Annotated in this window: 10 protein-coding genes; 3 read left to right on the top strand and 7 right to left on the bottom strand. The window is 37.1% G+C overall.

From position 1 onward, the window contains the following. The first annotated feature begins 58 nt into the window (after positions 1–58). Positions 59–250 (top strand): hypothetical protein, encoded by a 192-nt coding sequence (locus H4J57_RS16315; protein WP_070375607.1) that lies wholly within the window; start codon positions 59–61, stop codon positions 248–250. Positions 251–335: 85 nt separating this feature from the next. On the opposite strand, the gene H4J57_RS16310 is transcribed toward H4J57_RS16315, so the two are convergent. The 3 genes from H4J57_RS16310 to H4J57_RS20160 form a co-directional block, all read right to left on the bottom strand. Continuing rightward, positions 336–587, bottom strand: a complete 252-nt coding sequence (locus tag H4J57_RS16310; protein ID WP_182243618.1) for a hypothetical protein — start codon at positions 585–587, stop codon at positions 336–338. Between the two features lie 123 nt (positions 588–710). Then, positions 711–2,318, bottom strand: a complete 1,608-nt coding sequence (locus H4J57_RS16305) for a methyl-accepting chemotaxis protein (RefSeq protein WP_182243617.1) — start codon at positions 2,316–2,318, stop codon at positions 711–713. Between the two features lie 657 nt (positions 2,319–2,975). Continuing rightward, on the bottom strand, positions 2,976–3,662 hold the full coding sequence (locus H4J57_RS20160) for a PEP-CTERM sorting domain-containing protein (protein WP_259366880.1): 687 nt from the start codon (positions 3,660–3,662) through the stop codon (positions 2,976–2,978). Positions 3,663–4,369: 707 nt separating this feature from the next. Here H4J57_RS20160 and H4J57_RS16295 point away from each other — a divergent pair. After that, positions 4,370–5,362 (top strand): reverse transcriptase/maturase family protein, encoded by a 993-nt coding sequence (locus tag H4J57_RS16295; protein WP_259366879.1) that lies wholly within the window; start codon positions 4,370–4,372, stop codon positions 5,360–5,362. Here the strand turns inward: H4J57_RS16295 and H4J57_RS20155 are convergent. From H4J57_RS20155 to H4J57_RS16275, 4 genes are all read right to left on the bottom strand, one after another. Beyond that, positions 5,357–6,043 (bottom strand): PEP-CTERM sorting domain-containing protein, encoded by a 687-nt coding sequence (locus H4J57_RS20155; RefSeq protein ID WP_259366878.1) that lies wholly within the window; start codon positions 6,041–6,043, stop codon positions 5,357–5,359. The two genes, H4J57_RS16295 and H4J57_RS20155, sit on opposite strands and share 6 nt — an antisense overlap. 1,282 nt (positions 6,044–7,325) lie before the next feature. Beyond that, a complete protein-coding gene (locus tag H4J57_RS16285) occupies positions 7,326–8,414 on the bottom strand; it encodes an ACP S-malonyltransferase (protein ID WP_182243616.1) in 1,089 nt (362 codons plus the stop codon). Then, positions 8,411–10,615 carry an alpha-ketoacid dehydrogenase subunit alpha/beta gene (locus H4J57_RS16280; RefSeq protein WP_182243615.1) on the bottom strand — a complete coding sequence of 735 codons (2,205 nt, stop codon included), beginning with the start codon at positions 10,613–10,615 and terminating at the stop codon, positions 8,411–8,413. The genes H4J57_RS16285 and H4J57_RS16280 overlap by 4 nt, the downstream gene beginning before the upstream one ends. Before the next feature lie 115 nt (positions 10,616–10,730). After that, positions 10,731–11,924, bottom strand: coding sequence for an acyl-CoA dehydrogenase (locus H4J57_RS16275; protein ID WP_182218685.1), 1,194 nt, complete (start codon positions 11,922–11,924; stop codon positions 10,731–10,733). A 127-nt stretch (positions 11,925–12,051) separates the two neighbouring features. Between H4J57_RS16275 and H4J57_RS16270 the strand changes: the two genes are divergently transcribed. Then, positions 12,052–12,882 carry a LysR family transcriptional regulator gene (locus H4J57_RS16270; protein ID WP_182222984.1) on the top strand — a complete coding sequence of 277 codons (831 nt, stop codon included), beginning with the start codon at positions 12,052–12,054 and terminating at the stop codon, positions 12,880–12,882. The last annotated feature ends 259 nt before the right edge of the window (positions 12,883–13,141 follow it).

The following is a 13,141-nucleotide window of genomic DNA, read 5'->3' as shown; positions in this document are numbered from 1 at the left end:
TAAGTAACGTAGGGTTTATTTATCAATGTCAACACAGCAATTTAGGCGAGGAGGTTCAATGGAATTTCATGATATTCATATTGGTATGAAATGCGGTAGTAAAAAAGGTAGTGGTACAGTCACCTGGATTGACGGTTCAACGCGCACTATTTATATGGCAAATACAGAAGAAAACAATAGCTTTGAAGTGGACTTCGAAGAAATTATAGAAGACCCTCAAGCACATAATAATACTGACGCCTATTATTAATCACTAAGGCGCCCCATTACAGAAAATAAAAAGCCTCTTTTTTAAAGAGGCTTTTTATTCGATAATAAATATTTATTTCAAGAGGTTAATCGCCAACCTTCAAATTGGGTAAGTTAGTATTTGCAATCGTCGATAATACAAGTGAGACCATAAAAAAGAAGAATGTTGTTGCCCCTATCGTCGCTCGAAACACCTCATCATTGTTCTCTGAAAACGTTAAAACTCCGCCAAAAACCACGGCAAGCATAAAACAAATAATGCCAGTAACCTTAGCCAATTTTTGTAAAAAACCTTTTTTAGTTTGTGTTAACTCTGTAGTTTTTCTTTGCTTGTGCAATTTTCGCCATTTTTATGTGCTGACATCGTAGAACTCTCCTCAATGATCAATAACCGTATAATAAAACAACACGTTGATCATAATTAAACACCGCCATTTTTTGTTAAATATAACGGCTAAATATTACATTTTAAATTGTGATAATTGCTGATTAAGCTCGTAAGCTAACTCGAGTAACTGTTCACTTATCTCTTTACCACGTATCGCATCTTTACTTGATTTTTCTGCAACGTCACTAATATTGACAACATTGACATTAATTTCGTCAGCCGCTAAATTTTGTTGCTGTGCTGCACTAGCAATTTGTGTGTTTAAATCATCAAGCTCTGTTATTTGCGACGTTATTTCCACTAATAAACTGGCTACATTCGTTACATCTTCTGCCTTTTCATTTGCCTGCTGACTAACATCATTCATAGAGTTAACCGCATTACTGGCATCGACTTGTAATCCCCTAATCGTTAACTGGATTTGGTCAATAGACTCTCTGGTACGCGTGGCTAATGAGCGCACTTCATCGGCAACCACTGCAAAGCCTCGCCCTTGCTCTCCGGCTCTTGCTGCTTCAATAGCGGCATTCAATGCCAATAAATTGGTTTGTTCGGCAATACTGGTTATTACGTCTAAAACACCTCCTACTTCATGAGTTTTATCGCTTAATGCAGCTATCATAGAGGTATTATCAATTACCTTATCACGCAATAAACCAATGCCATCTTTAGCATTTTCAACTAATTCCAAGCCTTGCGTTGCTTTTTCTCTTACCGACAGTGAATTCTCAGCGGCGGTTTGAGTATTACGATGTACTTCACTCGCAGATGTATCTAGTTCATTAATTGCAGCGGCTACAGAGTCGGTGCCGTTCTTTTGTTCAAGCACAGCCGCACGCATTAAATTCGATATTTCATCAACACTTTTTGCTGAATCAATTAATTTGTCTGTTGTTGATGAGATGGATAAAAAACTTGTTCTAAATTTTTGCATCATGCTATTCAATGCCACACTAACTGCACCTAATTCATCATCATGATGTACTTTGATTTCTTTGTTCAAATCTAAATTATGTTCTACATCGTTAATGGTTTTTCTAAGTCGTTTGAGGCGACTAAAAATCAATTTTTTTATGGTTAAACTTAATAACCAAAAGCTAACAACAGTGATAACTAACTGTAGGATCGCTGCTTGAGTTATAGAACTCATAATTTGCTGGTCAACTTTAGTCAGATCATAGGTCACCTTTACCGCGCCTAATATTTCATTTTCTTTGACTTGATGACAGGTTAAACAGTTAGTGCCACGGTAATCTGAACTGGCACGAATAGGCGAAATAAAACTCATCATTCGCTTACCGTCACGTTCAAAAACATCAAACGCTTTAGTGCCGTTTATACCTTGTTGTTCAAAATTACCGACCGCTTTTTGATCAGCAAAACCGTCACCAAAAATAGCCGTTAAAGCAGGCGCTCGAATAATACGTGCCTCAACAATTTCATCTTGGCTCTGTATTTTATTTTGTATTAACTGACGATTTACTATTGTCCCGGTTAACATCATAGTATTCACAGAGTCAAAATAATTAAGAGCTAAACTTTCTAGGTTACGTTCAACAAAATTTTCACTGAGCTCTTTTTCATCATAATAAAAGAATATGACTGTGGTACTTAAGAACGCTATTGCGATAAGTACTAATGCAGCATTAATCTTTACTGCCAATGATAGTGTAGAAAACATTGTGTTCATGAACCCGATAGTTAAAAGTCATTAAAGTGTAAATTATTATCATAATAAAACTTTGATTTACTTTAACAATCGAGCATATATTTTTATCTATTTATAATAAAACCAACCATTTTATAACTCATCTCTTTACTTATTTATTATCTTCATAGATCGAGGGCAATTGTAGAAATGGAATAAAGATGGAAACCGTTAAATACAATCGGAAACTGGAATTATTAAGTTTAAGCGCAGTATCTGCCACAAAGCGGTCTAAATTTACGAATAAAAATCATCCTTCGTAACGATCTCTTTGATACGATAGCGGAAGTTCCGCCATAGATAAAAATATAAGTCTTTTGATGATGACTTCTGTCATTGAGTCATTAAATCTGAATGAGAACAAAGCCACCATAGCAGAAACCCAACAGGAATTATTTTGGGGGTTAAAAAGAGAAAACATACTCAAGTAGTGCTAATTATTTAGTGACGATAGTCAGAAGTGTTTATTCTCATGGCATAACAAAGGATACTTAATCCTATGGTGGTGATTTTAATAAAAATCATTGTTAAAGAATCAATAGGTGTCGAATATTTTTACTATTATCAGATACAAAAAAACACCAATCATAACAATTAATGTTTTCTAGAATCAAATATTAAAAAACTAGATTAAGCTTGTTTCTTAAATCGACGTGATACTAACCCCATTACGCCCAATGCAAAAATAGCAAGGGTAGAAGGTTCAGACACAGCCACTGAGCTCGAAAATACCTGTATCTCACGGTAACTTGCCGTGTTGTTCTCAATGTTTGTTGCTCTTAGCGTAAGGTAAGAGCTAGTGACTGGCGTGTTAAATGATAGCCAGAATGAATCAACGCCATTATTTCCACCTCCGCCAGTCGCGTTGACATTCCAAGCACCAAGGGTTGCCCCCGTATCGTCAAGAAGCGTATAAGTACCATTGTCACGATTGCCGTAACCATTATAAATAGCGATTCCATCTAATATAGAGTCTGCACCGAATGCCAAGCGAAGATCGCCATTATAAGGTAACGCATACCTGCCATCGCTTGTAATACCGGTGCCAATATCACCGTCATTTAAATTAGAAAGAGTATAGTTTGTTCCACAGCAAGTGCCGTTTGGTGCCGTAGCCGTATAAGCCAAAAGCGTGCCACCTAAACCGCCTGCGACATCCTGATTTGCTGTAGTATCCCCACCTGATTCAACCTGACTAGCACTTAATGTGATGTTTGATGTATTAGTAAAAATCAACCCTGCATTTGCAACATTAACTAAACAAGTGGCAGCCAAAAGCGATCCAGTCAAGCTTGATTTTAAAAATTTAAATTTCATTTGGTATTTCCATATCACGTTAATTGACATGCCCATAAGAGGACAATTTATTCCTGAGGTAAGGACTTCAGATCAAAAAAACTCAACACGGGAAGCGCTTAGAATTAGAAAATAGGAAGAGACCGCTGTCTATTATGTGTATTAGTGCACTATTTATACCGTTATATAATTATAACTAAAATACAATACGTTAGTTGAAGTTACATTTATTTAATATGAGAAAGAGTAAAGAATTCTGACACTTTACTTGGATAAAAATACCGAAAACACATAACTTAAGGAGGAATTCTCAATTTCAATAGAGTCAAATCAAAGTCAGTCAAGTCTCATTCATTCGTATAACCTCATCTCGCTGAAATTTGATGACACCCCTGACCGTCTGCTTATGGCTAGCTGAAGAACTCTCTGATGATCACTGCCTTAATGTTAACAAAGATACGAAAGCGGAAGTTCCGCCATAGATAAAAATATAAGTCTTTTGATGATGACTTCTGTCATTGAGTCATTAAATCTGAATGAGAACAAAGCCACCATAGCAGAAACTCGACAGGAATTATTTTGGGGGTTAAAAAGAAAAAACATACTCAAGTAGTGCTAATTATTTAGTGACGATAGTCAGAAGTGTTTATTCACATGGCATAGCAAAGGATACTTAATCCTATGGTAGTGATTTACCGTTATAAAAATGAGATTTATTATTATTATAGATGATGATAAATGAACTGGTAAATACTGACCAATTGAATGAATCGTTTAGTTGGTTATGTAAACAACGCAAACACTTTCCAGATAACAGTGATGTTTGGGGTGTACGTTTTCATTGGAATAAAATTAAACCACAACTTATTGATGAATTAATATTAAATAAATTCAATTTTCAACCTTTACAAAAGGTAACTAAACCTTCAGGTGAAGTTATTCATTTATGGACTTCAATCGATAGTGTGGTGTTGAAGTTGTTATCACTGGTGTTACAGCGTTATTTACCTTCATCTAAGCTGTGTACACACTTAAAAGGGCATGGTGGTAGCAAACAAACGGTAACTTCAATACAAGATGAAATACCGAATAATACTTTTGTATTTCGAACCGATGTTAAATCGTATTATGAATCAATTAATCATGAGATATTGTTAGATAAGTTATCGGTTTACATTAAAGATAAAATGGTGATGAACTTATTATCACAATACTTAAAACGAAGTGTTGAATCTGGTGGTTTATTTAAAGATATAAAACAAGGTATATCATCGGGTTGTCCATTAAGCCCTTTGATATCGAGTTTTTACCTGTATGAATTAGATAAAGAAATGGAAGATAAACCCGTATTATATCGACGTTACATGGATGACATTATCGTATTATCACCAACACGGTGGAAGTTACGTAAAGCCATAAAAACAGTGAATCAACACTTTGAAAAACTAAAGTTAAAACAACATCCTGATAAAACCACGATTGGAAGAATAAAAAATGGATTTGATTTCTTAGGTTACCAATTTGGCAAAGATAAGATTACAGTTTCAATACGAACATTACAAAATCACATACGTCGAATAACACAGCTTTATGAGCAAAAAAAGCATCTACCAAACTGGAAGATGCTTCTTGATGATTATCGACAACATTGGGTTACATGGGTTTATTCAGGCATACCGTCGTCGATAATTAATTTCGATTATGAATCAGTAGAATTATGATTGTTTCTTAAATCGACGTGATGCTAACCCAATCATTCCTAATGCAAAAATAGCAAGTGTAGATGGCTCTGGAACTTCTGTTGTATTATAGTCAACATTCAATCTCAACATTGCTGAATCACGGGCGTCACCTGTGGTTGGAGTATATGTCCATTGGCTATCCCCTGAGGTTCTGTATACATTTAATCCTAACCACGTCTCATTAGAAGATAGGGCTGTATTTAATATAGAAGTTATATCAAAAGATTGGATAGCAGTGGTACCATCAGTTACATAAGACGAACGTCCATACTGTGAATCATTGAAACCTTGTAGATGCCTCAACCGACCATCCGAGTTATAACCATCAATGTTAAAGTTTGTGGGGCCATCGACAGAAGTCATTAGTCTAAAACTCAAATAAGCTGAATTTATAGAATTACCTAGCAATCCAGAAATATCTATTTGGATGTTGTTTTGAGCTTGATTTTGATCATTTTCAAGTCTAAACAGATGTGCAAAAGAATTACCATACATTCCTACGAAGCCATTACCAGTGAATGTTTGTGCTACATTATAATCCCTATAATTTGAAAATGTAGCTATATCCTCTAACTCGTATGAAATTAAGCCAGCATTAGCCAGGCTACTTATACACAATATTAAACTAGCAAATGCGCCTTTTAAATATTTGATATTCATTTCTATTCCTTTTAATCCCTTCAAAAAAATTTTGAAAGGTAAATTCTAAAAGTGGTACTTCATCACTTATGTCTTTTTACATAAGCACAAAACACGCCATATTAACAATATTTAACTATTTCAATATAATAGAAAGACATTGCCTAGTAACTATACCTTAACTGTAAAATAACCTGACACATATAGCTCAGTTGAATACATTGCATAATTAAAGCAAGCATAAAATTATGCCGGTTTAACTGTGAACAGTGTATTAGGTGATTAAACTCATACAAAAACTAGGTGTAAATCATCAAAATTATCAATACAAACCAGTTAAAATAAGTATTTATAGAGTGTAATTGATTAAAATCTTCTGGTGGTAATTGTTGTATTTCAACACCTAAGCACCACCACAGCCCAGTGTATTCAACATTTTAACACCAGCTAGCAACTGACTTGTAATCCTTTGGCTTGATATGTCATCCGTTGGTATGACTACAAGTTCAAGCTGTTGATTTTAATTAATAAACGATATTCGTTGATACTAATAGATCTCGAATAAAAGAAGGTACTAAAACTTAACATATCCATACTAACGGAGTTTTATCCTTTGTTAGTGGAAGTCGATATGGGCAAAGTGATCATTAATTTGTCATTCAGCTTAAACTTGCCTCACATGTGAGTAACTAATTTCGGTTTAAATTACCTAAATATGGTCATGGTCTAACAAAAGCTAACGTCAGCTAATGGCTAGTAGTTGCCCTAAAGAATAAACAGGAGTTAACATCAACAATGCCGACTTTCCTGACTGTAATATTAAATATAATCATAATAAGAAACAGACAGTTCGCGTTTGAATAGATCAGATAAGGCGTCTTTTTTGTTGCAGAAAACTTTATAAAGCATCTAATGAAAACATACCAACAGAATCTACTTTTTGTCAAAGCATCAACAGATAAACAACGTTACCAGCAGGTTTGCCTGAGCGCTAACAAAACTTAACTTGACGTCACATTATATTAAAGCCAGTGCTCTTCCATCTTGAATTGAAAGTATTGTTAAACTTAAGGTTTGCTTGTTCAAATAGATCAGCCGTTAGTGATGATAAGTTTAAGATGTTTGTGGCAGAATTCATTCGATGTCTCTTTTGGCTTTTTACGTTGTCTAGTTAACAAGTATTTACCACATTGAGACATCACTTATTTAAAATCATCGTCTTATTATCATTGTTTTATTGTATTTGAATCCCGAAACTTGAGTTGATTTTATACAAAAATGTTTAGTTGTTATTTTAAACTTATCATACGACCTTTTTACGTTGATCTGCTAATCCCATGGCGAGTATAAAAGGGTTTTCCTTTTGCTGCGATATAAAATTAGCTTTGCTTTGTAAATTAAGCCAATGATGGCTGATCAAACTCTGCGCTACTGCGCCACCTAAGGTAGCACCTGGGCCCAGAATAATAAGCTTATCGGGCGCAAACTCTTTAATGGCTACCTCGATCGCTTTTGAAAAGTTATAAGGTTCTACCACTTGTGTATTAAGCGTGTAGTTATGTAATTGCTCAACATCGCAACTATAAGGTTGCCACACTTGCCCTAAGCCATCAATTAACGGTATTTCAGGGGCATTAAACAGTTGTGCTGGCAATAGTTCCACCGCCCGCTTTGAAACATCACTTAGCAGCGGCGTATGAAAAGCCGCATGGTTAAATAAATTCATTGGATAACGGTCTTGCACCACAGGTAGTAACGCTTCTAACGCTTTCAAACCGGCCTTGTTACCACCAAATACTATATAACCACCTAAAGTAATCGAGACATAAACTTCACATTCACTTTGTTGATTTGCTTGTGCTAACCATTGCATAACCTTGTGTTCTTGCTCTCGCTCAATATTCCACTCATCGTTAATGATTGGATATATCATTTGTCCGCCAATCACACCTTTTGTCATCATCGAGCCCATGGTATTAATTAGCTTAATAGCTTGTTTGGGCTTTAATGCGCCAGCAACCGCTAATGCTATATACCACCCCATGGAGTTGCCAGTAACCGCGACAATGTCAAACTCGTCTTTATTAATGGCTTGATAATCTGATAACGCACAAGCATAAATAAGTGCCGAAGCATTTTCACCAGCAGTATGGGTACGCATACTGTAATTTTCCATACCATCAAGTTCAGAAACTTTCATTTGCCCTTGGCTGTCGCGAAAATCATCAATTAGAGAAACTATTTCGGTTTTATCGCTATGCAAACGCTGTAAATATCCTAGTTCTTCTTTATTGTAGGTACCTCGGCCAGGGCAAATAACTACCGCTCTTTGCTTTTTCTTATTCATGGCTTTTACTGGTGCTTTATCGGTATTTTTTATTGACGAACTCATTGGCAAATCTCCTTCGCAGCATCGACAATATTCTTAACCGATGGTAATACCTCATAGGCTGCAGCGCCTAGAGGAATAAAGCTATCACTGGCGGTAACGCGTTTTATTTTAGGACATTCACTTGTTTTCTCATGAATTAAAGTCACTAGCGCTTCACTAATTGAGCCCGTTTGACGACATTCATCAACAATAAGCACATGCTCACAATCATTCACTTGCGCCAAAATACCTTTTTCATCTAATGGTGCTAACCAACGTAAATCAACAACACGTGCATCAATTCCCTGCGCTGCTAATTTTGCTTGTGCTTGGCGCGATAAGTAATTGCCATTGCCATACGTTAAAATACACAGTTTTTTACCTGAGCCAGCAACCTTAACGCCTAAATCGATACTGCTGTCTGCCAATTCAGGAGGCTGATATTCAAAGGTCCATAAACCATCACCTTCTTGGTGTAGGTCTTTCGCCATGTACAACGCTATTGGCTCTAAAAATATCACCATACGTTGTTGCTCTTGCGCTAAACGCACACTAGCGCGCATCATTTCAACTGCATCGGCACCATTTGACGGACAAGCGATGATTAATCCTGGAATATCGCGAAAAACGGCAAAAGAGTTATCATTATGAAAATGACCACCAAAACCTTTTTGGTAGGCCAAACCCGCAATGCGGATCACCATGGGATTAGTAAATTGCCCATTTGAGAAAAACGGTAATGTCGCCGCTTCGCCACGAATTTGATCTTCAGCGTTGTGCACATAAGCTAAAAATTGAATTTCAGGGATAGGTAAAAAACCGTTGTGCGCCAAACCAATAGCGGTACCTAAAATCGTTTGCTCATCTAACAAGGTATTAATCACCCGGCTTTTGCCAAAACGTTCACATAACTTTGCCGTAACGTTATAAACGCCGCCTTTTTTGCCAATATCTTCACCGCACATAACAATACTGGGATATTCAGCCATCAAGTCCATCAATGCCCAGTTAATCAATTTTGCTAAATGCTGTTTTTTAGGTAGGTTATGTTTCTCATGTTTAAAAATTTCTGCGCGAGTTTTATCGCTAACTAACACCGAGCTTCGTGCTTTAGTAACGTTAGGTATAATGCTTGCCATTACGGCATCAGCACTGGTCAGTTTTTCCTTGCTAGCGGCATTTTCAGCAATAACCTCAATGCGCTTTTCAACGTCTTGATAAATATCGATTAGCTCTTCAGTCGTTAAAATATTGTTTTCTAAGATAATGCGCGCGGTGTGTAATAAAGGATCTTGAAACTCTGTTGCAGTAATGTCAGCCATATCACGGTAAACAAACTCAGCATCAGAGCCCGCATGCCCCAAAATACGCACAGTGCGGATATGTAAAAACACGGGTTTACGCAATTCTCGAGCAATTCGCTCTGCTTCTTTTGCGGTTTTATAGGTATCTAAAATATTTAAGCCATCACAATAGAGGTAAGTTAAGCCGGCTCTATTTTCATAATTAGCGGCGATCCAGCCTTCTGGTGTAGCCGTTGAAATACCAATACCATTATCTTCACAGACAAAAACAATTGGCATAGGTATAGACTGATAAGCCGCCCAAGCTGTGCTGTTAATTGCCCCTTGTGTAGTGGAGTGATTCGATGAAGCATCGCCAAAGTTACAAATAATGACGCCATCGTCTGGGATCTCACCTTTATGCGCTAAACGTTTTGCTAACGGAATGCTATATGCAGCGCCCATCGCTTTAGGCAAATGCGACGCTATGGTACTTGTTTGTGGTGGAATAGAGAGCGCTTTACTACCAAGCACTTTATGACGACCGCCAGAGATAGGGTCATCTTTTGATGCCGCAAATGACAATAGCATGTCATATAAAATCGTTTGTCCTGGTACTTGCTTACTTCGCTGAATAACAAACGCACCGCTGCGATAATGCAAAAATGCCATATCTGTCGGACGAAATGCCTTAGCATAAGCAGCATTACCCTCATGACCTGAGCTACCAATAGTATAAAAACTTTGACCTTTTTTCTGCATCACACGTGATTGCAAATCAAGGTGGCGACTCATTACTTGGGTTTCAAATAGATCAATAACTTCAGCTGAACTTAATCCAACATCACTAGGAGTTAAAGCACAAGTTGATTCAGGCAAAGTTTGGGCGCGTACAAAGTTAATAAAGTTTTCTTTCACCAGCTGATTACGATCAGACATGATATCTCCACGGGGAATTATTATTATTGTGGTTTAAAACTAATGCTATAGGGCTACATAAAGCATCAAAAAAAGCGTAAATAAAAGGCGTATCAAATACGCCTTATTCAGTGTTTTAGTAAAATGCTTGTAAACCAGTTTGTGCTCTACCTAGTATCAGGGCATGCACATCATGTGTACCCTCATAAGTATTAACCGCTTCAAGGTTCATCATATGACGAATAATATGAAACTCATCAGCAATACCGTTACCACCGTGCATATCACGAGCCATGCGAGCAATTTCTAATGCTTTACCACATGAATTACGTTTAATCAGCGATATAGCTTCTGGTGCTAATTGATCCGAATCCATTAAACGACCCACTTGTAAGCAAGCTAATAATCCCGTGGTGATATCGGTTTGCATATCGGCTAATTTTTTCTGAATTAACTGTGTTGCCGCCAAAGGACGACCAAATTGTTCACGGTCTAGTGTGTATTGACGAGCACCATGCCAACAAAATTCTGCAGCGCCTAAAGCGCCCCAAGCAATGCCATAGCGTGCTTTGTTCAAACAACCAAATGGGCCTGATAAACCTTTAACATTTGGTAAAATATTATCGCTAGGTACAAAAACGTTATCCATAACGATTTCACCGGTAATGGATGCTCGTAATGAAAATTTACCTTCAATTTTTGGTGCACTTAAACCTTCCATGCCTTTTTCTAAAACAAAACCACGAATCACTCCATCAAGTTTGGCCCAAACCACAAAAATATCTGCCACGGGAGAGTTTGTGATCCACATTTTATTACCCGTAATGCGATAACCGCCATCAACCGCAGTAGCATGTGTAGTTAAGCTACCTGGATCTGAGCCTGAATTAGGCTCAGTTAAACCAAAACAACCAATGTATTCACCAGACGCTAGTTTAGGTAAATATTTCATCCGTTGCTCTTCACTACCATAAGCATAGATTGGATGCATAACTAAAGATGATTGCACGCTCATCGCACTTCGATAACCACTATCTACACGCTCAACTTCTCGTGCAACTAAGCCGTAAGTAACATAATTCACGCCTGCACAGCCATATTTTTCAGGTAATGTAGCGCCTAATAAGCCCAGTGCACCTAGTTCGCGCATAATTTCAACATCAAACACTTCATTTCGGTTAGCCATTAATATTCTTGGCATTAGTTTTTCTTGGCAATATTGATGCGCACTGTCACGGATCATTCGCTCCTCTTCAGACAATAAAGATTCCAATAAAAGTGGATCTTGCCATTTAAATGAGGGACGGTTTGCACTGCTTGAATGAGACATGAAATTACCTGTTAAGCTGAGAAATAATTAAGTGCAAAAATAATAAGCAAATACTAGCCAAAGTTAAAACATTATTTTCCTTTAACTGATATAGTTTAAAGCTATACCTAGGTTGGCTAAGTTTATTATGGATTTAAAATCACTCAATTATTTTATTTCAGTCTATGAGTTAAAAAGTTTTAGCGCTGCTGCAAAAGCGTGTTTTATTGCCCAGCCTTCAATATCTGCAGCAATAGCACAACTTGAACAACAACTGAAAGTGAAACTTTTTATTCGCCATGCACGTGGTGTAACGCCTTCAGAGCAAGGTAAAAAACTATTTCCATTGGCCAAACAGCTGTTAGGGCAAGCAGGTGCAATAAAAAACGTTTTTTCAGAAAAAACCCATAAGCAACCTTTTAACTTAGGCGTTACCCGCGGCTTAGGTGTTGAACGTATGAGCTTATTATTAAAAGAATTCACCTCAGCAAACCCTTCTGTCGAACTGACTTTAGTGCCACATACTGAAAATGTTGATGCACGTATTATTCTAAAAGATGAATTACAGGAAAATGAGCAGTATATAGACATGTGGCATGAAGATTATTTACTTGCCGTTCCTTATGATCATATATTTGCCCTCGAAGATACCGTCACAATTCAACAGTTAGATGGCTTACCTTTTATTCAGCGAATGCCTTGCAGTGCTTGGGATCATCTACAAGACACTTTAGCGATCGCCGGTATTAGTCTCGACGTACGAGCAAAAATCACTACCATAGATTATGCACTTGGCTTGGTACATGCTGGTTTAGGCTGCGCATTCTTACCCGCACACAGTGAAATTATTAAACGCAGTGACGTGGTCTTTAGGCCAATAGTCGGCTTACAACTCACACGAGAAATTGTATTGGCATACACAACATCGTCAAAAGCCATCAATAACTTAAAGCGTTTAGCTCATAAACATGCCCATTAGACATTACTGATAACGGAGCATATCCCTCTGTTTTTCTAGATAGCTCATTGAACAGCGCGCCATATAAGCTAAAGTTTTGGGTAACTTTCTAACAAAGTAATGAAAATTTTCCATCTAATCAGCTATGTTTTAACAGACTAAGAAGATTCAAATTAGTTAAAACTGATTAACAAAATCCCAGTAAATTAATTTTGGTCATCGCCGCTATTGCCACAAAGAAGACCAAATACTGAAACTAAAAAGCAGCCTTTTAAAGACT

Origin of the sequence: Colwellia sp. BRX8-7, assembly GCF_014077275.1 — a bacterium.
Lineage (GTDB): Bacteria > Pseudomonadota > Gammaproteobacteria > Enterobacterales > Alteromonadaceae > Colwellia_A.
Note: the sequence above shows the minus strand (reverse complement) of the source record. Positions and strands in the feature narration are given on the sequence as shown.